The 22368-nt window shown below is 68.9% G+C and carries 26 protein-coding genes; 16 read left to right on the forward strand and 10 right to left on the reverse strand.

Going from position 1 to position 22368, the window contains the following annotated elements; translation table 11 throughout:
* Positions 1-10: 10 nt before the first annotated feature.
* Positions 11-814, forward strand: a complete 804-nt coding sequence (locus tag C8D81_RS03855; RefSeq protein ID WP_166646661.1) for a DUF1206 domain-containing protein — start codon at positions 11-13, stop codon at positions 812-814.
* Positions 815-981: 167 nt separating this feature from the next.
* Here the strand turns inward: C8D81_RS03855 and C8D81_RS03860 are convergent, their stop codons facing one another.
* Positions 982-2229: an MFS transporter gene (locus C8D81_RS03860; protein WP_208109093.1), complete on the reverse strand. Its 1248-nt coding sequence runs from the start codon at positions 2227-2229 to the stop codon at positions 982-984.
* A gap of 195 nt (positions 2230-2424) precedes the next feature.
* On the opposite strand from C8D81_RS03860, the gene C8D81_RS03865 reads away from it, so the two are divergent.
* The 4 genes from C8D81_RS03865 (at position 2425) to C8D81_RS03880 (ending at position 5279) form a co-directional block, all read left to right on the forward strand.
* Complete coding sequence (locus tag C8D81_RS03865) at positions 2425-2760, forward strand: hypothetical protein (RefSeq protein ID WP_133625578.1); 336 nt, start codon at positions 2425-2427, stop codon at positions 2758-2760.
* A gap of 453 nt (positions 2761-3213) precedes the next feature.
* Positions 3214-3414 carry a hypothetical protein gene (locus C8D81_RS20810; protein WP_166646662.1) on the forward strand — a complete coding sequence of 67 codons (201 nt, stop codon included), beginning with the start codon at positions 3214-3216 and terminating at the stop codon, positions 3412-3414.
* Between the two features lie 60 nt (positions 3415-3474).
* The gene (locus tag C8D81_RS03875; protein ID WP_133625580.1) at positions 3475-4485 is read left to right on the forward strand and encodes an acetamidase/formamidase family protein; all 1011 of its coding nucleotides are present in this window, start codon (positions 3475-3477) and stop codon (positions 4483-4485) included.
* 35 nt (positions 4486-4520) lie between these two features.
* Positions 4521-5279, forward strand: coding sequence for an SDR family NAD(P)-dependent oxidoreductase (locus C8D81_RS03880; protein WP_094425203.1), 759 nt, complete (start codon positions 4521-4523; stop codon positions 5277-5279).
* A 67-nt stretch (positions 5280-5346) separates the two neighbouring features.
* Here the strand turns inward: C8D81_RS03880 and C8D81_RS03885 are convergent, their stop codons facing one another.
* The 3 genes from C8D81_RS03885 to C8D81_RS03895 are packed head-to-tail and all read right to left on the reverse strand — an operon-like array spanning position 5347 to position 7715.
* Positions 5347-6564, reverse strand: a complete 1218-nt coding sequence (locus tag C8D81_RS03885; RefSeq protein WP_094358435.1) for an MFS transporter — start codon at positions 6562-6564, stop codon at positions 5347-5349.
* A 5-nt stretch (positions 6565-6569) separates the two neighbouring features.
* Positions 6570-7043, reverse strand: a complete 474-nt coding sequence (locus C8D81_RS21185) for a MarR family winged helix-turn-helix transcriptional regulator (RefSeq protein WP_208109094.1) — start codon at positions 7041-7043, stop codon at positions 6570-6572.
* Positions 7044-7097: 54 nt separating this feature from the next.
* Positions 7098-7715, reverse strand: coding sequence for a uridine kinase family protein (locus C8D81_RS03895; RefSeq protein WP_094406288.1), 618 nt, complete (start codon positions 7713-7715; stop codon positions 7098-7100).
* A 120-nt stretch (positions 7716-7835) separates the two neighbouring features.
* Here C8D81_RS03895 and C8D81_RS03900 point away from each other — a divergent pair, with 120 nt between their 5' ends.
* The 7 genes from C8D81_RS03900 (at position 7836) to C8D81_RS03930 (ending at position 13408) form a co-directional block, all read left to right on the forward strand.
* Positions 7836-8999 carry an LLM class flavin-dependent oxidoreductase gene (locus tag C8D81_RS03900; protein ID WP_094358801.1) on the forward strand — a complete coding sequence of 388 codons (1164 nt, stop codon included), beginning with the start codon at positions 7836-7838 and terminating at the stop codon, positions 8997-8999.
* Positions 8996-9634 carry an FMN reductase gene (locus C8D81_RS03905; RefSeq protein ID WP_094401357.1) on the forward strand — a complete coding sequence of 213 codons (639 nt, stop codon included), beginning with the start codon at positions 8996-8998 and terminating at the stop codon, positions 9632-9634. Before C8D81_RS03900 ends, C8D81_RS03905 begins: the two co-directional genes overlap by 4 nt.
* 93 nt (positions 9635-9727) lie before the next feature.
* Positions 9728-11188, forward strand: a complete 1461-nt coding sequence (locus tag C8D81_RS03910; RefSeq protein WP_166646663.1) for a xylulokinase — start codon at positions 9728-9730, stop codon at positions 11186-11188.
* A gap of 37 nt (positions 11189-11225) precedes the next feature.
* Entirely contained in the window at positions 11226-12158 is a 933-nt protein-coding gene (locus tag C8D81_RS03915) for a carbon-nitrogen hydrolase family protein (RefSeq protein WP_133625582.1), read from the forward strand.
* A 49-nt stretch (positions 12159-12207) separates the two neighbouring features.
* Positions 12208-12756 (forward strand): TetR/AcrR family transcriptional regulator, encoded by a 549-nt coding sequence (locus C8D81_RS03920; RefSeq protein ID WP_208109095.1) that lies wholly within the window; start codon positions 12208-12210, stop codon positions 12754-12756.
* Positions 12753-13091, forward strand: a complete 339-nt coding sequence (locus C8D81_RS03925) for a DMT family transporter (RefSeq protein ID WP_094358447.1) — start codon at positions 12753-12755, stop codon at positions 13089-13091. The genes C8D81_RS03920 and C8D81_RS03925 overlap by 4 nt, the downstream gene beginning before the upstream one ends.
* Entirely contained in the window at positions 13088-13408 is a 321-nt protein-coding gene (locus C8D81_RS03930) for a DMT family transporter (protein ID WP_094358449.1), read from the forward strand. The genes C8D81_RS03925 and C8D81_RS03930 overlap by 4 nt, the downstream gene beginning before the upstream one ends.
* Here C8D81_RS03930 and C8D81_RS03935 read toward each other — a convergent pair.
* Positions 13402-14586 carry an MFS transporter gene (locus tag C8D81_RS03935; RefSeq protein WP_133625583.1) on the reverse strand — a complete coding sequence of 395 codons (1185 nt, stop codon included), beginning with the start codon at positions 14584-14586 and terminating at the stop codon, positions 13402-13404. The genes C8D81_RS03930 and C8D81_RS03935 overlap by 7 nt on opposite strands.
* A 65-nt stretch (positions 14587-14651) precedes the next feature.
* Here C8D81_RS03935 and C8D81_RS03940 point away from each other — a divergent pair, with 65 nt between their 5' ends.
* Together C8D81_RS03940 and C8D81_RS03945 are read left to right on the forward strand one after the other, a co-directional pair.
* A complete protein-coding gene (locus tag C8D81_RS03940; RefSeq protein WP_166646664.1) occupies positions 14652-15404 on the forward strand; it encodes an ArsR/SmtB family transcription factor in 753 nt (250 codons plus the stop codon).
* A gap of 35 nt (positions 15405-15439) precedes the next feature.
* Complete coding sequence (locus tag C8D81_RS03945) at positions 15440-15790, forward strand: DUF2200 domain-containing protein (protein WP_094358455.1); 351 nt, start codon at positions 15440-15442, stop codon at positions 15788-15790.
* 25 nt (positions 15791-15815) lie between these two features.
* On the opposite strand, the gene C8D81_RS03950 is transcribed toward C8D81_RS03945, so the two are convergent.
* Both C8D81_RS03950 and C8D81_RS03955 read right to left on the reverse strand, forming a co-directional pair.
* Positions 15816-16259, reverse strand: a complete 444-nt coding sequence (locus C8D81_RS03950) for a DUF2000 family protein (protein WP_133625584.1) — start codon at positions 16257-16259, stop codon at positions 15816-15818.
* Between the two features lie 48 nt (positions 16260-16307).
* Positions 16308-17120, reverse strand: coding sequence for an AraC family transcriptional regulator (locus C8D81_RS03955; protein WP_133625585.1), 813 nt, complete (start codon positions 17118-17120; stop codon positions 16308-16310).
* 119 nt (positions 17121-17239) lie between these two features.
* Here C8D81_RS03955 and C8D81_RS03960 point away from each other — a divergent pair, with 119 nt between their 5' ends.
* Positions 17240-18349 carry a peptidoglycan-binding protein gene (locus C8D81_RS03960; protein ID WP_133625586.1) on the forward strand — a complete coding sequence of 370 codons (1110 nt, stop codon included), beginning with the start codon at positions 17240-17242 and terminating at the stop codon, positions 18347-18349.
* On the opposite strand, the gene C8D81_RS03965 is transcribed toward C8D81_RS03960, so the two are convergent.
* Complete coding sequence (locus C8D81_RS03965) at positions 18339-19127, reverse strand: IclR family transcriptional regulator (protein ID WP_094358461.1); 789 nt, start codon at positions 19125-19127, stop codon at positions 18339-18341. The genes C8D81_RS03960 and C8D81_RS03965 overlap by 11 nt on opposite strands.
* Positions 19128-19194: 67 nt before the next feature.
* On the opposite strand from C8D81_RS03965, the gene C8D81_RS03970 reads away from it, so the two are divergent.
* Positions 19195-20448, forward strand: a complete 1254-nt coding sequence (locus tag C8D81_RS03970) for an FAD-dependent oxidoreductase (protein WP_208109096.1) — start codon at positions 19195-19197, stop codon at positions 20446-20448.
* A 135-nt stretch (positions 20449-20583) separates the two neighbouring features.
* Here C8D81_RS03970 and C8D81_RS03975 read toward each other — a convergent pair whose 3' ends face one another.
* Together C8D81_RS03975 and C8D81_RS03980 are read right to left on the reverse strand one after the other, a co-directional pair.
* Positions 20584-21594 (reverse strand): lactonase family protein, encoded by a 1011-nt coding sequence (locus C8D81_RS03975; RefSeq protein ID WP_094401342.1) that lies wholly within the window; start codon positions 21592-21594, stop codon positions 20584-20586.
* Positions 21594-22346, reverse strand: coding sequence for an SDR family NAD(P)-dependent oxidoreductase (locus C8D81_RS03980; RefSeq protein ID WP_133625587.1), 753 nt, complete (start codon positions 22344-22346; stop codon positions 21594-21596). The genes C8D81_RS03975 and C8D81_RS03980 overlap by 1 nt, the downstream gene beginning before the upstream one ends.
* Between the last annotated feature and the right edge of the window lie 22 nt (positions 22347-22368).

Genomic DNA, 22368 nt, shown 5'->3' on the forward strand with positions numbered 1-22368 from the left:
GCAGGAACACATGCATCGCGCAGGGGCCGCGGTGCAGGAGAATCGCGGCTATCAGCTGCTGGTGACCGTTGGTCTGATCTGTTACGGATTCATCCACATCGTGATGGGCTGGATCTGCGCGCAGGTCGCACTGGGCAGCGGTGGCGGGGACACCTCCACCAAGGGTGCGCTGTCGCAGCTGGTATCCAAGCCGTTCGGCAATGTGCTGATGATCATCGTCGGCGTCGGGCTGTTCGCGCTGGTGGTCTGGCAGCTGATCGAGGCGATCGTCGGTTACGGCTGGCTGGACACCAAACAGCGCGTCATCAAGAAGCTCGGTTCGGGCGCGCGTGCGCTGGTGTACGCCGGTCTGGGTGTCACCGCACTCCGGTTGGCGCTCGGCGGTCAGTCGCAGGATTCCAATGCTGGTGCGAAAAGCGCGACCGGCACCCTGATGGCCGCCCCCGGTGGTCAGCTGCTGGTCGGGCTGCTGGGCGCGGTGGTGATCGGGGTCGGCGTCTCCCAGATCGTCAAAGGTGTCCGCCGCAAGTTCGTCAAGGAGGATCTCGACGGTTCGGTACCGCAGTGGGCGACGCGGCTGGGCAGCATCGGCTGGTGCATCAAGGGTCTGTCGATGGCCCTGGTGGGGGTGCTGTTCGGTTGGGCCGCGTTCACCTTCGACCCGCAGCAGGCCGCCGGCGTCGACGGTGCGCTGAAGAAGCTCGGTGAACAGCCCTTCGGGATGTTCCTGCTGCTGTTCATGGGGCTGGGTTTCGTGGCCTTCGGCGTCTACTGCTTCGTCTGGTCGCGGAACGCCCGGCACAGCAAGGACTGACCCCGCACCCCAGGCGCAGCCCACGGGACCACCGTCGGTCACGAGAACACCCCGCGGACGCACGCTCTCGCCTGCTCGATCACCAGCCGTACACCCCGCGCAGCGTCACGAACTCGAAGCAGTCACCCTCCAGGGGGATCGACATGGGAGCATCGAGATGAGCAGCCTCAGATCGGTACCGAGCCCTCACCGACCCCGTCCAAGGAGGCGCCGCGGCGTTCCGGGACCAGGAAGATCGTGACGATCAGGTCGAGGACGTAGATCAGCGCCAGCAGGCCGATCGCGAAACCGAAGGACCAGGCGCCGGCGACCAGGCCGATCAGCCAGGGTGCGAACCCGCCGACACCGCGACCGACGTTGAACAGCACGTTCTGCGCGGTGCCGCGGGCGTGGGTGGGGAAGAGCTCGGCGGTCAGCGCGCCATAACCGCCCATCATCCCGTTGACGAAGGCGCCCATGATCGCACCGCCGATCAGCAGCGCCATCGGGGAGGACAGTTGGGAGTAGGCGACCACGGTGATCGCCGCGCCGAGCTGATAGATGATGAACATCGGGCGTCGTCCCACTCGGTCGGCGAGGAAGCCGAAGACCAGGATGCCGATGATCATCCCGATCACGGTGACCGCGGTCCACAGCGCCGACTTGGTGACCGAGAAACCGTGCTGTTTGGACAGGAAGCTCGGCAGCCAGACCATCAGGCCGTAGTAGCCGAAGTTCTGCACCGAGGTGAGCACCACGATGGCGATCGAGTATCTGGTGCGTTCGGGTGAGTTGAACAGTTCGCGCAGCGGGTTGCTGCTGCGCTTCATCTGGGTGTACATCTCCGGTTCGTCGACGTGCCGGCGGGTGAAGAAGGCAAGCACCGCTGGGATCGCGCCGATCAGGAAGAGCCCGCGCCAGCCGATCGCCGGATTGCTCAGTGCCCAGGCGGAGACGGCGGCGGCGAGCAGTACGCCGACCTGCCAGCCGACGGCGACGAAGGACGCCGCCCGGGCCCGCCATTTGGCGGGCCAGGCCTCGGTGGCCAGCGTCATGCCGACCCCGTATTCGGCCCCCAGACCGATACCGGAGAGGAAGCGGAAGAGCACCAGCAGACCGTGGTTCGGTGCCAGTCCGGTGGCCGCGGTGAAGATCGCGAACACCAGGATCGAGATGGTCAGCACCTTGACCCGGCCGATCCGGTCCGAGGCGATCCCGCCGATGAACCCGCCCAGCACCGCACCGATCAGGGTGACGGTGGCGAGCATCCCGGACTGGCCGGTGTTCAACCCGAAGGTCGCGGCGATCGCGGCGAGCGAGAAGCTCAGGATCAACAGATCGAAGCCGTCCATCGCGTACCCCACCGAAGACGCCATCAGCGCCTTGGCGGCGTACCGGCTGGGGCGGGTCGCTGATCGGGTGCTGGTGTCGGTCACGGGGCTCCTCGCGTTGCCGGGCAAAATCGCTCCAGCATACGCCGATCTGGGCACCGTGTGCCCATCGCAGTATGGTGACAAGACGTACGCGATCGCCAGCGCCCAGCCCGTGTTGGCCATGACGAGCCCGGAGTGCTTGGTGCACCCGGATCGCCCCGCAGGCCCCCAGCGATTCGCACCCGAGAGCCGAAGATCATGAACGACTGGCTGGTTCCCTACCTGGCTGACCTGATCAAGTCACCAGCGGTGGGCGGTGTCGCAGCGGTGATCGCCGCCGCGATTGCCTGGTTCGCAACGAAGAAGGATCGTCGACACCGGGAATCGGTGGACAAGCAGGATCGGGAGGATCAGCGCAACGACTGGTGGTGGCAGCGGGCCCAATGGGCCCTCAGTCAGACGCGTTCCGACGATCCTCGACAACGCGAACTCGGTTACCTCGCGATCGCGACGCTGGCCGGTTCGGAGTGGGTCTCCAAAGATGATCCGATGCTCGAGACGATTCGGGCCGCCCTGCCCCCGGAAGTTCAGTAGGAGGCCATGATGGCTTTGACCGAGGCAGAGTTGGTCGCCGCCGCCAGGGCGCGGATCGCCCTGGACATGCGGCAGGGCCGGAAACCCCCACAGCATCTGGTCGAACTCGTCCACCGGCCGCGCGGAGCGGATGTCCATCAGGAACAGCGATACTCCGCACCCGCAACCGGTGGACCGCCGAGTCCGCCACCGGCGAATGCAGGATCGGCGTTCGGGGCACCCGCGGCGGTGCCACCGGCGACACCCGGTCAGCTGCGCCCGGAACGGACCGCTCCGCCCATGATGGAGCCCTCACCCTATGGGGCCGGTCAGGCCCCGCCGCCACCTCCGCCCCTACCCTCGGAGCTTGGCGAGCGGAGTGGCGCGTCGGAGCACGCGAGGGCCAATGCGCAGCTCGACGGACTGATCGCGGCGTCTCTCGCGCTGCCCAAGGACGCGCGAAAGGCGTACTTGGTGAACGGCGCCCGAGAACTCGCTCCGATCTTCCCGACGCTGGCATCGCGGGACAACTGGCTGTATGAGCGAGACACACCGGCAAAGATCCTCCTGCTGGCTTTACTGTTCGAGGAGGAAGCGCGGCTCGCCTACACAGCCGCCTCGGAGAGTGACGATCCAACCGTTCGCGATCTGGCGCACGAGTTCCACGTCGGCTGAGTTCCGGGGTTGAGGCACCCATCTCGAATGCCTGCGGCGTACCGCGGGTAACGTCGGCCCATGGAACTGATCGAGTTCACCCCCGACCGCAATGAGTACGCCTACACCTTCGGCGGTGTGGCTCCGATCCGGCGGATCAAGCCGGGTACGGCGCTGCGGCTGTGGTCCGACGACGCGTTCGGCGGCGCACTCACCTCCACCGACGACGTATCGGCCGAGAAGGTCGACCTGCGGTTCGTGAATCCCCAGACCGGTCCCTTCCACGTCGAGGGCGCCGAGCCGGGGGACACGCTGGTCCTGCATCTGGTCGACCTGCAACCGGCCCGGGACTGGGGTGCCTCGGCGGTGATGCCGTTCTTCGGCGGGATGACCAGCACCGACCGCACCGTCACCCTGCAGCCGCCGCTGCCGGACACCACCTGGATCTATCACCTCGAGCGGGAGCGCGGCACCGTCGTCTTCCAGGCCCGCAACAGCGACCACACCGTGGAGCTGCCGACCAATCCGATGCTCGGCACCGTCGGTGTCGCGCCGGCCGCCGGTGAGGTGCGCACATCCTTGGTGCCGGACCGCTTCGGCGGCAACATGGACACCCCGGAGATGCGGGCCGGGTCGACGGTCTATCTCGGAGTGAACGTCGAGGGCGCGCTGTTCTCGATCGGTGACGGGCACTATCGCCAGGGTGAGGCGGAGGCCTGCGGCACCGCGGTCGAGGGGGCGATGACCTCCACCCTGATCGTCGAGCTGATCAAGGGCCACGCCCCGGGCTGGCCGCGGATCGAGCACGACGACGCGATCATGACGATCGGCTCCAGCCGGCCGCTGGAAGACTCCTGGCGGATCGCCAATGCCGACCTGATCGGTTGGGTGGGGAAGCTGACCGGAATGGACGCCCTCGACACCTATCAGCTGATCACCCAGATCGCCGACGTGCCGATCGCCAACGTCGTGGACGCCAACTACAGCGTGGCGGTCAAGGTGGCCAAGGACCATCTGCCGCGCGCGAGCAAGCCCTTCGACGGCATCCACGACCATCTCCGTGACCTCGCCCGCGGGCTCGCGGGCGCCTGAAATCCCTGCAGCAGCACACATTCAAGGAGGAATGCATGGAACTCGGACTCGACGGTGCCAATGTGCTGGTCACCGGTGGCTCCCGCGGTATCGGCCGCGCGATCGTCGCCGGCTTTCTGGCGGAGGGTGCCAAGGTCGCCTTCTGCTCCCGCGACGCCGAGGTCGCCGCCCGGGTCGCCGGTGAGTTGGGTGCCGGCGAGCGGGTCCGCGGCAGCGGGGTCGATGTCGGCGACGCCGCGGCACTCACTGCCTGGGTCGATGACTCGGCCGAGCAGTTCGGCGGGATCGATTGTGTGGTGGCCAATGTCAGCGCGTTGGCCATCCCGGACACCGAGGAGAACTGGGAGGCCAGTTGGCGGGTGGATGTGATGCACACGGTACGCCTGGTCAGGGCGGCCATGCCGCACCTCGAGCGCAGTGACAATCCGTCGATCGTCGGGGTCTCCAGCGTCTCGGGTCGAGAGTCCGATTTCGCCTCCGGCCCCTACGGCACAGCCAAGACCGCGCTCATCGGCTATCTGCACGGGCTCGCGTTCTCCCTTGCCGAGAAGGGAATCCGCGCGAACGCCGTCTCACCGGGCAACACCTATTTCCCCGACGGGGTGTGGTCCGGCATCGAGGACCAGGACCCGGATCTCTATCGCTCCGCGCTGGAGCTCAATCCGAGCGGGCGGATGGGTACGCCGGAGGAGATCGCGGCTCCGGTGGTGTTCCTGGCCAGCCGGGCGGCGAGCCGGATCTCGGGGACCAACCTGGTCGCCGATGGGGCATTGACCCGCGGGATCCAGCTCTGAGCAGCTGAGCGTTGCCGCGGACTTGGTTTCGACTCGCTGGCGCTCGCTCAACCGACGTCCTGTTGGCTCAGGCGTCGCCGGTGGTGACCGCCTCCGCCTCGATCTCGCCATGTTCGGCGGGGGCGCCGTGCTCGGGTTCGGCATCGATGCTGGCCAGCAGGCGGCGCTGGGAGGCGAGCAGCAGCAGCCCGGCCACCACCGCGGCGGCGCCGACCAGGAAGGGCAGCTGCACGCTGACCTTCTCACCCAGGGTGCCGGCCAGGAACGGCGCGATCGCACCACCGGAGAACCGCACGAAGCTGTACGCCGCAGAGGCCACCGGTCGCTCCACCGGCGCGGCCTTCATCACGGTCTCGGTGATCAGGGTGTTGTTGATGCCGAGGAAGCCACCGGCCACGACCACTCCGGTCGCCAGCACCCACTTGTGCGAGGTGAAGATGCCCATCAGCAGCAGGATCACCGCGAACCCGGTGAGCGCCAGCAGAATCCCTGCGGTGGTACCGATCCGGCGCTGCAGCCACGGTGCGACGACTACCGAGGTGAAGGCGAGCAGGATGCCCCAGCCGAAGAAGATCAACCCCACCTGCAGGGCGGGCAGATCGAGCGGGAACGGGGTGAAGGCCAGCAGGGTGAAGAAGCCGAAGTTGTAGAGCAGCGCGGTGAGCGCGACGGTCAGCAGCGCCGGATGCTTCAGCGCCCGCAGCGGGGCGCCGATCGAGGACGGCTTGCCGGTCACCGGGGTCGCGGGCAGGAAGGCGGCGACCCCGATCAGGGCGATCGCCATCAGGGCGGACACCCCGAAGAACGGGAAGCGCCAGGAGAAGGAACCGAGCAATCCGCCGAGCAGCGGCCCGGCGGCGATCCCGACCCCGAGTGCGGCCTCATAGAGGATGATCGCCTGGCCGACCGAACCCTTGGCGGCCTGGGTGATGGTGGCCAACGCGGTTGCGATGAACAGCGCGTTACCGAGGCCCCACAGGCCGCGGAAGCCGACGATCGCCGTCACCGAATCCATGCTGCCGGCGAGCCCGGCGCCCACGATGATGATCACCAGGCCCGTCATCAGGGTGCGCTTGGCGCCGAACCGGCTGGAGACCCATCCGGTGATCAGCATCGCCACCCCCATCACCACCATGTAGCTGGTGAACAGCAGCGACACCTGGCTGGCGCTCGCGCCGAGCTCATCGGCGATCGGCTTGAGGATCGGATCCACCAGCCCGATGCCCATGAATGCGATCACACAGGCAAAGGCCACCGTCCACACGGTCCGGGGTTGACGCCACATCGTTCTCAGGATTCCCTTCTGTCGTTGGATTCGTCGGTCGTGGGTTGCTCCTCGTTGGAGAGCTCACCCATCAGTTCCTCCAGCAGCGCCACCGCATCGGCGAGTCGGCGCCGCCGCTCCTCGGGCCACTCGGCGAGCGCCGGTGCCAGGGCCTCGGCGCGCCGGGCCCGGATGTCGTCCAGTTCGCGTCGGCCGGCGTCGGTCAGGCGTACCACCTGGGCGCGGGCGTCCGCGGGGTCGGGGGACCGCTGGGTCCAGCCGGCCCGCTCGGTCCGGTTGAGCTGGCTGGTCATCGTCGGCTGCGAACTGTGGTCGGCGGCGGCCAGTACGCCGACCCGCGCCGGCTCCATGTCCTGGACCAGCGCGAGCAGCCGCATCTGGGCCGGTGGCACGACGAAATCGGTGTGATGGCTGGCGTACCGATTGAGCCGGCCGACCAGGCGCAGCAGACGGTAACCGAGATCGGTGGGGGAACTCACGCGCCCATCATGGCACAGATTACATAGAAAAGCTATATAAAGACGGCCGAGGAGTCACGCCCGGGTCAGCAGCGCGCGGATCTCGGCGTACGCCCGATCGCCCGAGACCGGGCGGCACCCGGCCGCTACCGCGTGCGCGACGATGGCTCGCTGTTCGCGCATGAGCGCCAGGCCGCGGCGCAGCAGCACCAGCGGTGGCTTGCGCGCCTCGCGCAGGTCGCGCAGCAGTCGTCGGGTGAAGGTGACCAGTGGATGCTGGGTGAGGCAGTACGCCTCGACCAGGACGCCGGCGCGCCGACAGGGTTCGACGATCTCGGCGGCGAAGATGCCCTCGGCCAGCAGGAAGCGGTGCCCACCGAGGCGTACCGGATGGGAACCCACCCGCGAACTCGACGACAGGTCGTAGGCCGGAGCCTCCAACTCCCCGGTGTGGCACAGCTCGACCAGCCCGGCGAGTGCGGCCGCACCGTCCCAGGAACCCGGGTCGTCCCAATCGACCAGGCCGGCATTGGCGCCGACCGCGATCCGCGGCAGACCCGGATCGGCACCCTCGCGGTAGTAGTCGTCCAACCGCAGCACCGGCAGGCCCAGCCGCTCGGCCAGGCGGGATTTCCCGGAGCCGGAGGGGCCGGCGATCACGATCACGCGGGCACGGGGAGGGGTCTCGGGCATCCGGTGATCATAGGGCCGTGACGGCATGGAATACTCATCGCGGAACTGTTGTTGAACGGTCAACTAATCAGCGAAGGGAGATCGCCAACCATGACCAACGAGACCCGTACCCAGCCGCAGATGCAGTTCGGTGTCTTCACGGTGGGCGACGTGACCACCGATCCCACGACCGGTCGCACGCCGAGTGAGCACGAGCGCATCAAGAACACCGTGGAGATCGCCCGCAAGGCCGAGGAGATCGGACTGGACGTCTTCGCCACCGGTGAGCACCACAACCCGCCGTTCGCCGCACCGGGCAACCCGCCGGTGCTGCTGGCAGCCATCGCCGCGCAGACCAAGCGGCTGATCCTGTCGACCGCGACCACGCTGATCACCACCAACGACCCGGTACGCCTGGCCGAGGACTACTCCTACCTGCAGCACCTCGCCGACGGCCGCGTCGACCTGATGCTGGGCCGCGGGAACACCGGGCCGGTCTACCCCTGGTTCGGGCGCGACATCCGCGACGGCATCGAGCTGGCGGTGGAGAACTACGCGCTGCTGCACCGGCTCTGGCGTGAGGAGGGCATCAACTGGGAGGGCAAGCACCGCACCCCGCTGAACAGCTTCACCTCCGTGCCGCGCCCGCTGGACGGCGTCCCGCCGTTCGTCTGGCACGGTTCGATCCGCAGCCCGGAGATCGCGGAACAGGCCGCCTACTACGGTGACGGCTTCTTCCACAACCACATCTTCTGGCCGGCCTCGCACACCAAGCGGATGGTCTCGCTCTACCGTCGGCGCTACGCCCACTACGGGCACGGCACCGAGGAGCAGGCGATCGTCGGTCTGGGTGGCCAGATCTTCATGGCGGAGAAGAGCCAGGACGCGATCAACGCCTTCCGTCCCTACTTCGACAACGCCCCCGTCTACGGCGGCGGGCCGAGCCTGGAGGACTTCATGCGGGAGACGCCGCTGACCGTCGGCAGCCCCCAGCAGGTGATCGAGCGCACCCTGTCGTTCCGCGACTACGTGGGCGACTACCAGCGCCAGCTCTTCCTGCTGGACCATGCGGGCCTGCCGCTGAAGACGGTGCTCGAGCAGCTCGACCTGCTGGGCGAGATCCTGCCCACGCTGCGTGCCGAGTTCGCCAAGGACCGCCCCGCGACCGTGCCGGATGCCCCGAACCACGACGATCTGGTGATCGCCGCCCGGGCCGCCGGACTGGAGGAGATGACCAACAACACCCCCGCGACCGATCACTGGACCGGTACCCGGGCCGAGGAAGGGAACAGGAGCCACGCATGACCACGCTGAACACCCCGAAGCTGATCACCATCGTGAGCGCCGGACTGCGCTCGCCCTCGTCGAGCCGGCTGCTCGCCGATGAGATCGCCACGGCCGTCACTCGGCTGAGCGGGGAGCGGGTCGAGGTGCGCCACGTCGAGGTGCGGGACCACGCCCACGCCATCGCCGACGCCCTGCTCACCGGCTTCCCGACCGGGCAGCTCGAGGCCGACCTGGAGTCGGTCCGCGAGGCCGACGCGCTGGTGATGGTCAGCCCGACCTTCCAGGCCTCGGTGGCGGGACTGTTCAAGTCCTTCATCGACCTGGTCGAGCCGGACTCGCTGCGCGGCACCCCGGTGCTGCTGGCCGCCACCGGTGGCTCGGAACGGCACTCGCTGGTGATCGATCAGGTGCTGCGCCCGATCTTCGCCTACCTGGGCGCGGTGACGATCCCGACCGGTGTGTACGCCGCCACCGGCGACTTCGGTGGCGAGTACGCGAGCACCCTGTCCGCCCGCATCGAGCGGGCGGCGGGGGAGCTGGTCACCCTGGCCGGGTTGAGCGGGGACTCCTCGCGGTCGGTACGCCGGGCACCGGTGGACGACTTCGACGAGGTCACCCCGTTCGAGAACCTGTTGGCCGGCGTGCAGCGCTGACCGAGCCCACGCACCCCGAGTAGCCAGCCCGGAGCCGCGCCAGCGGCTCCGGGCTGGCGTGTCGAGGGGTGAATGTCTTTGTACGCTCAGCCCGTGACGATCCTCGGAATCGACCTGGGCACGACCGCGGTGAAGGTGGCGGTCTTCGGCACCGATGGCAGCATCCTCGGTACCGGGGAGGCGGCCTACCCGACGCTGCGCCGGGGACCCGGCTGGTCGGAGCAGCGGCCCGAGGCCTGGTGGTCGGCGGTGACGGCGGCGATCCGTGCCAGCGGCGCCGACGAACGGGTCGAGGCCGTCGGACTGACCGGGCAGATGCAGGATCTGATCTGTCTCGATGCGCACGGGGAGGCCGTGCGGCCGGCGATCCTCTACAACGACGTCCGGGCCGGTACCGAGGCGGCCGAGCTCGATCGACGATTGCCGGACTGGCCTTCCTGGACAGGGAATGAGCAGGATGCCACCAGCATCCCGGGGAAACTGTGCTGGCTCCGCCACCATGAACCCGAGGCGCTGGAGCACACCGGACAGGTCCTCCTCGGTGCGCCGGCCGCAGTGCTGCACCGGGCGGGCGGCGACCCCGTGGTCGACCTGACCACCGCGTCCACGACCGGCCTGCTCGACGTGCAGGCCCGCGGCTGGTCCGAGCCCCTGCTCGCTGCGGTGGGGCTCGCGTCGGCGGCCCTGCCGCGGTTGATCGATGGCCCCGCCGTCAGCGGCTCGCTGAGCGACACGGCGGCCCGCGAGCTCGGGTTGCGGGCCGGCATCCCCCTGGTGCACGCACTCGGGGACGCCGGCGCCGCGACCCACGGGATCGTCGGCCTCGCGCCCGGGTCGGCGTACCTCTATCTCGGCACCTCCGGTTGGATCGCCGAGGTCCGCCCGGAGGATCCCGCGTGGATGCCGGGCCCGGTGCACAGTCTGGTGCTGCCGGGCTGGACCGATCGGTTGCTGATCGGCGCGGTGCTGTCGGCCGGGGGTGCGGCGGACTGGGCGCGCCGGGTGCACCTGGGGGATCCTTCCTTCGAGGCCGCCGATCGGGTGGCGGGGGAGCGGTTGGCGCAGATCGATCCCGCCGCCCTGCCGTTGTGTCTGCCGAGCCTGCAGGGGGCGCGCACGCCGATCCGGGACAGCGCGGTGCGCGGCACGCTGATCGGGATGACCCCCGACACCACCGCCGAGGATCTCTATCTGGCCGTCCTGCTCGGGGTGGCGATCGATCTGCGGCTCGCCGCCGAGCGGATCGGTTCGGTGCCAGACACCCTGCCGGTGATCGGCGGCGCGGCCCGCTCACCGGTGTGGCGCCAGTTGCTCGCGGATGCCTTCGGCGCCGAGATCCTCACCAGCACAGCAGATCCCGCGCTCGCCGGGGTACGTTCGGCGGCCAGCTGGGCCGCCACCGCGACCGGTGGTGCGCTGGAACTGCCCGCCATGTTCGAGACCGATGCCGGGTGCCGCACCCTCCCGCGCAACCCGATCCCGCACGCACGCCTGCACCGGCAACTCGAGCTCTACCGATTGCTGGGCCCCACTTTCGCCGACCTTGCTCACTGACCGATGCTGGGATCAACCGAGCAGAGGAGTCAGGTCAATGAGCAAGGTCGCCGTCGTCCAGGCAAGCAGCGTTCCCTTCGACACCCCGGCCACCGTCGCAAAGGCGATCCGGTTGATCCGCGAGTGCGCCGATCAGGGAGCCGAGCTGGCGGTCTTCCCGGAGGCCTTCATCGGCGGATATCCCAAGGGCGCGGACTTCGGCGCGGTCGTCGGCAGTCGTACGCCGCAGGGCCGGAAGGCGTACCGCCGCTATGTGGAGGCCGCGGTCACGCTGGATGATCCCTTGATGGCCGAGCTCGGTGAGGCGGTCCGGGAGGCCGGGATCACGGTCGTCACCGGGGTGATCGAGCGGCTCGGCAACACCCTCTACTGCACGGCGGTCACCTTCGCTGCGGACGGGTCGATCGCAGGACACCACCGCAAGCTGATGCCGACCGGGAGCGAACGGTTGGTCTGGGGCTTCGGGGACGGGTCGACCATCGGAATCGTGGACACCCCGGTCGGCCGGCTCGGCAGTGTCATCTGCTGGGAGAACTACATGCCGATGCTGCGTCAGGCGATGTACGCCCAGGGCACCGAGATCTACTGCGCACCGACCGCTGACGACCGCCCGACCTGGATCTCGAGCATGATCCACATCGCACTCGAGGGGCGGGTGCACGTGCTCACCGCCTGCCAGGCGATCCGTTGGGACGAGTTCCCCGACGACTATGAGCGCGAGCAGCGCGACCGCGACACCTGGGCGATGCGTGGTGGTTCCGCCATCATCGCCCCCAGTGGTGAGGTGTTGGCGGGCCCGGTCTTCGACGAGGAGACGATTCTCTGTGCTGACATCGATCCGGGCGCCAAGACCGATGGACATCTCGACTTCGACCCGGCCGGTCACTATGCCCGCCCGGATGTGTTCCGACTTCAGGTCGACACCGGGGCGAAGAACGCGGTGACCCTCGATCCCGGCACGGGCCACTGACCCGCAGGGGACGTTGTTACTTACCCGACTGGTAGGTATAGTAAGGGTCATGACCGAGACCCGCCCCGCACACCGCCCGTCCAGCAGGGATGCCATGCTGGATGCCGCTGCGGCATACCTGGGGGAGCACGGCGCGATCTCCCTGGAGACGGCCGCACGAGCCGCCGGGGTGACCAAGGCCGGCCTGATGTACCACTTCGGCACCAAGGCCGAACTGCTGACCGCGGTGCTGGATCGGATCCTCGACCAGCAGCTGGCAGACCTGCGGCGGCGGGTCGATGATCCCGATTCGATCACCGACCGGCTCGCCGCCTACGTGGACTGGGCCTGCGGCACCGAGTTCGGCACCTGCGATCTGGTGATGTTCACCGATCCCCGGTTGCGTGAGGAGATGACCGAGCGCTGGGTCGAACGGCTCGAACCCTGGCTGGCCGTCCCGGACCGGCTGCCGGCCGCCGAGCGACACCGGTTGCTGTCGGCCCGATTGCTGGCCGACGGCGTCTGGTTCGCCGGCGCCAGCGGCACCCTGCCCCTCACCGCCGCGCAACTGCGGGGCGTACGCCGGGTCGCGCGTGAGCTGCTGGGAGTTGAGCGATGAAGGCCTGGTACTGGTTGCTCGCCGCGGTGACCAGCGAGGTCACCGCCACCCTCTCCCTCAAGGCCGCACTCGGCCATCCCGGTTGGTATGGCGCCGTGGTCGTGGGCTATCTGCTGTCCTTCTTCTTCCTCTCCCGGGCGCTGGTGGCCGGCATGGCCATCGGGGTGGCCTACGGCATCTGGGGTGCGCTCGGGGTGGCTTCCACCGCCATCGCTTCGGCGCTGCTGTTCGACGAGGCGCTCACCCCGTTGATGGGCTTCGGAATCGCCCTGGTGATCAGCGGTGTCCTGGTGGTCGAGGTCGGCGCCGCCCGCGCCGTGAAGGAGGCGAGATGAGCTGGGTGCTCCTCATCGGAGCGATCCTCAGCGAGGTCACCGGCACCTTGTCGCTGCGCGTCGCCTCCGGCGGGCGCCATCGTTGGTACGTTGCCGTGGCGGCGGGCTATCTGATGGCCTTCACCTTCTTGTCGCTGGCCCTGCACGGCGGAATCCCGCTCGGGGTCGCCTACGGGATCTGGGCCGCAACAGGGGTCGCGCTGACCGCGCTGCTCGCCAAGCCCCTCTTCGGAGAACCCCTGACCCCGGTGATGGGGCTCGGCATCGGCCTGATCATCGTCGGCGTGCTCGCCGTCGAGCTCGGAGCGGTTCACTGACCTTCCCGCTGGAATCCAACCAGCACGAGAATCGCGCCGAGACTCCACCAGCCGCCGGCAAGCAGTCCGCTGCGCTGCAGCAGTGCCGATCCACTCCAGGACGCGGAGAGTACGCCGCCGAGGGCCACCCCGACGCTGGTCCCGGCCTGCCGCAGTGCGTTGTTCCACCCGGCCGCCAGCCCCGGCCGGGTCGGCCACGCCGCCATGGACTCACCCACGATCGCCGAGGTCATCAACCCGAGACCGAAGCCGATACCCAGCAGGGCCGGGAGGGTCGAGATCACACCTGACCCGATCCGACCCAGACAGACGTAGCCGATCGCACCGAGCCCGAATCCCAGGGCCGCGGTCACCCGACGCCCGATCCGGGTGACGAGCACCCCCGATACCGGCCCGAGCAGGGCGAAGGGGATGGTCGCGATCAGCAGCACCAGGCCGGCGGTTCCGGCGTTGAGCCGAAGATCGCGCTGCAGGTGGACGGTGAGCACCTGCAGGCTGCCGTTCGCCCCGCTGGTCATGATGGCCGCCGTGACGACCGAAGCGATCAGGCAGCGCAGTCGCGATGGTCGCGCACCCGAACCGGGCTCCGGGTGGTGATCCCGGACGAGCGCCGCCGTACCGACCAGTGCGGTGAGCACCAGCGGCACGTTGATCCAGAACACCGCCCGCCAGGAGAGCGCCTGGACCAACAGACCGCCGACAGCCGGTCCGAGCGCGGTTGCCACCGCACTGACGGCCGACCAGATGCCGAGCGCGCGGGCACGTGCCGCGGGGTCCGGCCAGGCAGCGGTCAGCGCCGCCAACCCGGCCGGCAGCATCAGCGCCGCCGCAGCACCCTGCACCGCCCGGGCGATCAGCACCGAGGCCCAGTCCCAGCCGAGACCCCCGAGAGCCGAGGCCGCCAGGAACCCCGCCAGGCCGACCAGCAGGGTGCGCCGCGGGCCGACACGGTCGACCAGCGCTCCGGCGGGCAGGAGTCCGACGGCAAGCGGCACCGTGTAGGCGTCGACGAGCTGTGGCCAGGCGGTCGTCGGTACGCCGAATCGGGTGCCCAGAGTCGGCATCGCGACGTTCATCGCGAGGACATCGAGGAGCACCAGGAACATCGGGATGCACAGCACCGTGAGCAGGTACCGGTTGCGGGTCGGGGCCGGGGTGGTGCGGGGGAGGAAGGACATGCCTCGAGCCTGCCGCCGGGATGTTTCGCCCGACACCGAAGTGTTCCTGGCGCAGACTGGATGCCATGGATACCGAACCGGATGTCTCAGGGGTCGCGGCGCACTTCGCCGATCGCTCGCGGGCGCGGATCCTGCAGGCGTTGATCGATGGTCGATCGCTGCCCGCGGGGCGATTGGCGGAAGCGGCCGGGGTGTCACCGTCCACGATCAGCGGTCACCTGGCCCGGTTGCGGGACGCCGGGTTGATCGCGGTGACCGAGCACGGCCGCAGCCGCTGGTACCGGATCGTCGACGACCGGGTGGTGATCGTCCTGGAGGCCCTGCTCACCCTCGCCCCGCGCAGCGCCCCCACCGGCCTGACGGGTCACAACCGGTTGCAACGGCTCCGGGTGGCCAGAACCTGTTACGACCACATCGCCGGCGCCCTCGGCACCGATCTGCTCGCCGGGCTCGTGGAGGGCGAGGTGCTGCGGCGTACCGACGGCAACGTCGACGGGTCACCCGGTGCGGGCGATCGGGTCAGCGCACAGAGCGCCAACACTCCCTATGAGTTGGGGCCGGACGCCGGTGCGTGCCTCGCTGAACTGGGCATCGATCCGGTTCGGTTGCGTGCCGAGCGCCGTCCGGTGCTCCGGATCTGCGTCGACTGGACCGAGCAGCGGCACCATCTCGGTGGCGGTCTCGGCCGTGCCCTGCTGGATTCCTTCCTGGACAGGGATTGGGTACGCCGCAGGGCCGGCCGGCGGGACCTTGAGGTGCGCGAACCCGAGCGGATCGGTGCCTGGCTGGGGCGTACCGCCGTCGTGGAACAGGCATGATGGGGGTGGCAAACCCTTCGGCAAGGAGCAGCAGCATGGCCCGGCACCGGATCTTCGGCACCAGTTTCGCGAGCATCTATCCGCTCTATCAGCAGAAGGTGGAGCGCAAGGGCCGCAGCGCTGCAGAGCTCGACCAGGTGATCGCATGGTTGACCGGATATGACCAGCCGGGCCTGCGCGACGCCATCTCCCGCGAGATCGACCTGGAGACCTTCTTCGCCGAGGCACCGCGGCTCAATCCGAACCGCTCGTTGATCACCGGTTCGATCTGTGGCTACCAGGTCCAGGAGATCGAGGACCCATTGATGCAGCAGATCCGCCAACTGGACAAGCTCGTCGACGAGCTCGCCAAGGGCCGACCGCTGGCGAAGATCCAGCGCGGTTGACCGAGCGACGAGCGGGTCGAAGCCCTCACGGATGCAACCGGCTGCCCTTGACGATCTTGTCGACCGCGTTCTTCGGCCCGTGCAGTGCGATCCCGACCAGGTCGAGGTCGTCACCGGCAACCTCGGCGACGACGGCTCGGTTGGCGGAATCGAAACCGGTGGCGAACATCTCGCGGGTGTAGACGGCCAGCGGCACCTCGCGGTGCAGGGCACGCTGGCGCGCTGCCTGCAGGGTGTCGGTGCCGGCCTGGAAGACCAGGACCGGCATGCCGAGCAATGGCAGATAGTTCGCCTCGTCCGCGTCGGCGTACGCCTGCCCGATCAGCTGCGGATTGGCGGCGGCGATCCCGGCGGCGAGGAAGGCGGTGACATTGAGCTCCTGCCAGGCCTGCAGGCCTTCGCTGAGAACGACGGCGATCTTGGTGTCGAACGGGGGAGTGAGTGCCTGGTCGGCGACGGCGTCAGTCATGTCCCCAGCGTGGCGCGGCGAGGCAGGCGCGTTCTTGGACGGAATTGATCACCGGCCGGCGGATCGCTGATAGCGGCGGGGCGTGGTGCCCAGGAAGCGGCTGAAGTGCCGAGTGAGATGGGACTGGTCGAAGAATCCCGCCCGGGTGGCGACCTCGGCGGCCGGAACCTGGTCGAGCAGCAGTGCGCGGGCCAGATCCAGGCGCCGCCCGATGAGATACCGGTGTGGCGAGATCCCGTACGCCGCGGTGAACGTGCGGATGAGATGCGGAACGCTCACCCCGAGTGCGCCGGCCGGCTCCGCCAGGCCTGCGTTCGACAGCGGATCCGCGTCGAGACGTTCCCGGACCAGAGCGGCCAGCCGCGGGGCCGGAGTCGCGGTGGCGTGGCCGTGCTCCGGGCGGCCGGCGAGGTGCCAGCCGAGCCGCTCGATGACCAGTGCCAGGCGCTCGGCCGCCTCCAGGTCATCATGCCCACCCAGGGCCCGGTGGATCCGGCCCACCTGATCCCGCAGGGCCGGATCCTCGATCAGCGGGGCATCGACCAGCCGGCCGATCCGGGCCGGGTCGAGTTGGTCCTCCTCCAGATAGAGCACTCGTTTGGCGAAGCCCCGATCGGTGAGCGCGTGGCCATCATGCGGGACGTGCGGTGGCAACACGGTGACCCCGGAACGCGGCGGCGCCAGCGCGTGCCGGCGGTCGACGTCGTAACCGATCGCACCGGCATCAACGATCAGCACCGTCCAGGTCGAGTGGGTGTGCGCGGGATAGGAGTGCGCCCGCCAGCGGGCATGCAGCACCTCGGCCACGCCCGCGATCTGCGGGCGGAAAGCCAGCACCGCATCCGTCGGCCCGCCACTCACGACTCCCACTCTCCCATGGCCGTCGACGGCGTAAGTATCCTTCCGCTCCGGATTGCTGGCGAGCTGGACCCCGGACGGGAATCGTGTGACCCACGACCACCCGTGACCAAGGAGTTCTGATGACCAGCCACACCGTTTCCCGCCGCGTGGTCGCTCTGGCCGCGGCGGCCGTCCTGTCCACCGGGATCGGCGGCGTCGCCATCCTCGACCAGGCGAACGCCACCTCGACCTCCGTCAGCCAGGCCCGCGCGTACCCCGTGCTGCAGTTCGGTGCCACCGGCCGTCCGGTGGTGCTGCTGCAGCGATTGCTCTCCTACAACGGAATCAAGACCGATCCCGACGGCTCCTTCGGTCCCGCGACCCTGGCCGGGGTGAAGGAGTACCAGCGGCGGCAGAAGATCGCTGTCGACGGTTCGGTCGGCCCCGAGACCTGGGCGAAGCTGCTGCCCGAACTGCGCTATGGGCAGCGGGGCGGCACCGTCTCGGTCGTCCAGCTGACGCTGCGCGACAGCGGTGCTCAGCTCGCGGTGGACGGTTCCTTCGGTCCGGACACCCGGGTGAAGCTGAAGGCCTTCCAGCAGGCCAATCGGTTGCCCGCCAGCGGCAAGGTGGACGCGGCCACCTGGCGCGCTCTGATGAACGCCCGGGCCGCACAGGCGGCTCCGGCACCGGTACGCGCACCTGCGCCGAAGGCCTCGCAGGCCGCCGGTCAGCGCGAGATCGTGCTGGTGAACCAGCTCGAGACCGGACCGAACAGCAAGAACAACTGCGGTCCGACGAGTGCGGTGATGGCGCTGATCGCCGACGGCAAGCAGCCGGCCGGGTACCAGCGGAATCCCTCCGACGCGACCAAGCGGTCGATGGTGGTGACCATGCAGCAGCGGATGGGGATCAGGACCGGCAACGGCGTGAGTGTCGAGGGGATGCGCCGCGGGCTCAGCGCCTCGGGGGCATCGACCACCCAGACCAACACCGAACAGGCGTTGGCCGCCGTCCGTTCGGGGCGCCCGGTGCTGCTCAACGGTCACACCCGCAATCTGGAGTGGATGAACTCCACCCGGGGCGTCGGGCACTGGATCGTCGTCGTCGAACACAAGGGTGGCGACAACTACGTGGCCCTGGATCCGTGGGGTGGCAAGCGCTTCGACACCACCGGTGCGGCGATGAAGAAGTTCACCAACACCTATGTGGACAAGGATCGCTCGCAGAACGCACTGGTCATCCGCTGACCTGATCGGTGTCACCCAGGTGCTCGACCACCGCGTCGGCGGCCGTCCGCAGGGCGGCGACGAAACGGGGCAGATCCTTCTTGTCGTAGCGGATCCTGGGCATCGAGACAGACAGCGCTGCGGCGTACGCCTGATCCTCGATCGGCAGGCGTACGCCGACAGCGACCACGCCACGTTCGGAGCGTCCGTCGTTCACCGCGAAACCGTTGCGACGCAGGGTCGGCAGCTCCCGCCGGAGCTTCCGCAGATCGGGTGACTCGGCTGCCTGCTCGCCGGACTGCTCCTGCGCATAGAGCCGGTCGAGCTCGGTGCCGGAGAGTTCGGCGAGCAGCAGCAACCCGCCGGAGGTGCGGTGGGCCGGGAAGACCATGCCCTCGCGGGTGCTGACCCGCAGCGACTGGTCGGTCTCGACCCCAGCCACGAAGCGGACGGTGGTGCCGGTGCGCACGATCAGGTTGGCCGATTCGCCGAGCACATCGACCAGCCAGCGCAACCGGGGGAGTGCGGCGGCCCGCAGCCTCGACACCGCCGACTGGGAATGCGCCGCGAGCTCGAGCACCGGGCCGACGCGATAGCTGCGATCCTCCTGCTGCACGGCGTAGTCGCGGTAGACCAGGGTCTGCAGCAGCCGGTGCGCGGTCGATCGCGCGACACCGACGCGTTCGGCCAGTTCCGCGACGGTCAGCGGCCCCTCCAGCTGCAGCATGGTGGCGATTCGCAGGGCATGGTCGACGCTCGCGACGGCGTACGCCGGAGGACGCTTCTCCGCTCTGTCCATGGTGACCTCATGTTCTGCACAACAGAATCTCACGTTCCGCTCTGCGGATTGGGTTCAGTCTAACGGTATGGACGATGGAGTTGACCAGACACCCGACGTGATCGTCGTCGGCGGTGGCATCGGCGGGCTGGGCGCGGCGTACGCCCTGAGCCGCGCGGGCCTGCGGGTTCGAGTGCTGGAACGCGGTGCGAGCTTCGGTGAGGTCGGCGCGGGTATCCAGCTCGCCCCGAACTGCACCCGGATCCTCAATGACTATGGACTTCTGGACGAGGCCCGATCGCTCGGGGTGGTGCCGGATGCGATGGTGATGCGGGATGCGCTGGACGGTGACGAGCTGACCCGGCTCGACCTCCGCGACCTGGAACGCCGTTACGGCTTTCCCTATCTGGTCATCCATCGCAGCGACCTGCACGCGATGCTGCTGCGCGCCTGCGAACGCAGCGGGGTCGAGCTGGTCACCTCCGCGCGGGTGGTCGGTTACGACTCGGCGGGGGAGCGGGCGACGGTGACGCTCGCCGACGGCACCGCGCAGCAGGCGCCGGCGGTGATCGCCGCCGACGGGTTGCACTCGGTGGCCCGCCGGCTGCTGGTGGACGATCAACCGGTCAGTTCGGCCTACGTCTCCTATCGCGGCACGGTCCCGACCAGTGAACCGCGCGGGGCCGCGGTCGACCTGTCCGAAGTGGTCGTGCACGTCGGGCCACGCTGTCATTTCGTGCACTACGGACTGCGGGGCGGCGAACTGCTCAACCAGGTGGCGGTCTTCGAATCGCCCAAGGCGCTGGCGGGGGAGGAGGAATGGGGTACGCCGGACGAACTCGACACCGCCTTCTCCCACACCAGTGAGTTCATCCAGGAGGGGCTGCCCTACATGTGGCGGGACCGCTGGTGGCGGATGTATGACCGGGACCCGATCATGACCTGGGTGCACGGAGACATCGCCCTGCTCGGGGATGCGGCACATCCGCCGCTGCAGTACATCGCCCAGGGCGCGATCATGGCGATCGAGGATGGCTGGGTGCTCGGTGAGCACGTCCAGCGCAATCGGCGGAGTGACGGGTCGGTCGACTGGCCGACGACCCTGGCGGCGTACCAGGCCGTCCGTGCCGAGCACTGCCGACGGGTGGTCAGCACCTCCCGGGAATGGGGCCAGCTATGGCACCTCGATGGCCAGGAACGTGAACTGCGCAACGAGATCCTGCGCGCCCGCGACACCTACGACTATTCGATGACCGACTGGCTCTACGGCCCCACCGCACTCTTCCCCGACGACGAACCCCCGATGTTCGAGAAGATCCCGATCACCAACCACGTCGGCTGAGCGCCTCCAAGCCACTGTTCATCGAGTGGCCCGGCATGCGGACCCCCGCCCACTGTTCATCGAGTAGCCGGGCATGCGGAGCGCAGCGGAGCAATGCCCGGCGTGTCGAGATGAACCGCGCGATGCAGATCCGCTTCAGTCAACCATCCGCACACATGCCGGGCTGGATACCTCGAAGGTCTCCACAAGCCGCCAGCCGTCTCCGCGGGGCTCGAAGACCGTCACCGAATCGGAGTTCTGGTTGGCGACCCAGAGCCGCCCGTCGGACCAGGTCAGATCGCGAGGCCACCTTCCTCCGGTGGGCCGCTCGTCCACCAGCCGCAGCGTGTTCTGATCGCGATCGAGGCGGAAGGTGGCGATGGTGTCGGCACCGCGATTGGCCACCACGACGCGGTCATCGGCCCACGCGATTCCCGACGGATATACGGCTTCCCCGGTATCGATCGCCGTCGACGGGACCAGAGCCGCGCCCTCCCAGCCATCGCCATCGCGGCGGGCCAGCCAGAGCTCGGCGGACAGTTCGCAGGCCAGGACGAGGGCGTCCCCGTCGATGATCAGGTGACGGGGTCCGACACCGGGAGGGGTCACGATCTCGCGCACCCGGCCGATCCGGCCGTCGTCGTCGAGACTCAGCCGGTGGATGCGGTCGGCGCCGAGATCGGCGATCAGCCAGTCGTCTCCGTCCCGGATCGCCATGTGGGCATGGGAACCGTCCTGCCGCTGCGGATCCGGGCCCTGCCCGGTGAACCGGTGGAAGTCGGTGACCTGACCCAGCGATCCGTCCTCGGCGACCGAGCAGATCGCCACCGACCCGTCGGTGTAGTGCGCGACGACGAGGAGATCGCGTTCGGCATCGAAGGCCAGGTGGCAGCCGGCGTTCCCGCCGGTGTCGAGGGCGTTGAGCAACTGCAGCGTGCCGTCGTCTCGGATCTGGTACGCCGTCAGCGCGCTGGATTCGCGTTCGGAGACGGCGTACAGCACCGGAAGCCTGGGATGAGCGATCAGGAAACTGGGATCGACCGCGGGGGTGGGGTCCAGGGCGGTGCCATCACCGGTACGCAATGGCTGGATGCCGAGGCCGTGCCCGTCGGCGGTCGAGGTGTAGCAGCCGATGTAGGCGACTTCCGGGGTGCGTGCGTCCGTCATCAGCCGCGCCCGAGCAGGTTGCCGCCATTCACCTGCAGGATCTGTCCGGTCGTCCAACCGGCATCGGGCGAAGCGAGGTATGCCACGGCCTCGGCGACCTCATCCGGCGTACCGGGCCGACCCATCGGAATGGACTTCAGCCGGTTGTCCGCCAGGTCGGGATCGGCGGCCAATCGTTCGGTCCAGAACTCGGTGTCGGGGACGAATCCGGGAGCCACCGCGTTGGCGGTGATTCCTTCTGCAGCGAGCGAATTGGCCAGATCGAAGACCCAGGCGTTCATCGCGGCCTTGGCCGCTCCGTAGGAGCCGGAACCACGCAGCGCGGCGATCGAACTCATGGCGACGATCCGGCCACCGGGCCGGGTGAAGCGGGGGAGCAGCGCCTCGGTGAGCAGCACCGCCGACAGCACGTTGCCCTCGAAGTCGGCGCGCCAGCCATTCGCGACGGTGGTGAGATCACCCTTGGCGCCACGGCCATAGTTCCCGCCCGCATTGGCGACCAGGACGTCGATCGCCGGTCCACCGGACAGTTCGTCGGCCAGCTGCTGGACCGCCGCCGGATCGGTCAGATCGCAGCTGCGGGTGGAGACCTTGGCCAGCTCGTCGACCGCGCGCAGCTCCTCGGCCGCCTGCTCCAGCACCTCGGTGCGCCGGCCGATCAGGAGCAGGTCGGGTTCCTCGGCCAGCATGCGATGGGCGACGGCGCGGCCGATACCGGTGCCACCGCCCGTGATCAGGATGCGTCGCGTCATGCGCCCAATCTAACGAGGCCGT

Source organism: Enemella evansiae (assembly GCF_004362375.1).
Classification (GTDB): domain Bacteria; phylum Actinomycetota; class Actinomycetes; order Propionibacteriales; family Propionibacteriaceae; genus Enemella; species Enemella evansiae.

Coding starts and splice junctions, on each gene's coding strand:
- C8D81_RS03855 (WP_166646661.1), top strand. CDS start 11: ATGCATCGCGCAGGGGCCGCGGTGCAGGAGAATCGCGGCTATCAGCTG.
- C8D81_RS03865 (WP_133625578.1), top strand. CDS start 2,425: ATGAACGACTGGCTGGTTCCCTACCTGGCTGACCTGATCAAGTCACCA.
- C8D81_RS03875 (WP_133625580.1), top strand. CDS start 3,475: ATGGAACTGATCGAGTTCACCCCCGACCGCAATGAGTACGCCTACACC.
- C8D81_RS03880 (WP_094425203.1), top strand. CDS start 4,521: ATGGAACTCGGACTCGACGGTGCCAATGTGCTGGTCACCGGTGGCTCC.
- C8D81_RS03885 (WP_094358435.1), bottom strand. CDS start 6,564: ATGTGGCGTCAACCCCGGACCGTGTGGACGGTGGCCTTTGCCTGTGTG.
- C8D81_RS03895 (WP_094406288.1), bottom strand. CDS start 7,715: ATGCCCGAGACCCCTCCCCGTGCCCGCGTGATCGTGATCGCCGGCCCC.
- C8D81_RS03900 (WP_094358801.1), top strand. CDS start 7,836: ATGCAGTTCGGTGTCTTCACGGTGGGCGACGTGACCACCGATCCCACG.
- C8D81_RS03905 (WP_094401357.1), top strand. CDS start 8,996: ATGACCACGCTGAACACCCCGAAGCTGATCACCATCGTGAGCGCCGGA.
- C8D81_RS03915 (WP_133625582.1), top strand. CDS start 11,226: ATGAGCAAGGTCGCCGTCGTCCAGGCAAGCAGCGTTCCCTTCGACACC.
- C8D81_RS03920 (WP_208109095.1), top strand. CDS start 12,208: ATGACCGAGACCCGCCCCGCACACCGCCCGTCCAGCAGGGATGCCATG.
- C8D81_RS03925 (WP_094358447.1), top strand. CDS start 12,753: ATGAAGGCCTGGTACTGGTTGCTCGCCGCGGTGACCAGCGAGGTCACC.
- C8D81_RS03930 (WP_094358449.1), top strand. CDS start 13,088: ATGAGCTGGGTGCTCCTCATCGGAGCGATCCTCAGCGAGGTCACCGGC.
- C8D81_RS03935 (WP_133625583.1), bottom strand. CDS start 14,586: ATGTCCTTCCTCCCCCGCACCACCCCGGCCCCGACCCGCAACCGGTAC.
- C8D81_RS03940 (WP_166646664.1), top strand. CDS start 14,652: ATGGATACCGAACCGGATGTCTCAGGGGTCGCGGCGCACTTCGCCGAT.
- C8D81_RS03945 (WP_094358455.1), top strand. CDS start 15,440: ATGGCCCGGCACCGGATCTTCGGCACCAGTTTCGCGAGCATCTATCCG.
- C8D81_RS03950 (WP_133625584.1), bottom strand. CDS start 16,259: ATGACTGACGCCGTCGCCGACCAGGCACTCACTCCCCCGTTCGACACC.
- C8D81_RS03960 (WP_133625586.1), top strand. CDS start 17,240: ATGACCAGCCACACCGTTTCCCGCCGCGTGGTCGCTCTGGCCGCGGCG.
- C8D81_RS03965 (WP_094358461.1), bottom strand. CDS start 19,127: ATGGACAGAGCGGAGAAGCGTCCTCCGGCGTACGCCGTCGCGAGCGTC.
- C8D81_RS03970 (WP_208109096.1), top strand. CDS start 19,195: ATGGACGATGGAGTTGACCAGACACCCGACGTGATCGTCGTCGGCGGT.
- C8D81_RS03975 (WP_094401342.1), bottom strand. CDS start 21,594: ATGACGGACGCACGCACCCCGGAAGTCGCCTACATCGGCTGCTACACC.
- C8D81_RS03980 (WP_133625587.1), bottom strand. CDS start 22,346: ATGACGCGACGCATCCTGATCACGGGCGGTGGCACCGGTATCGGCCGC.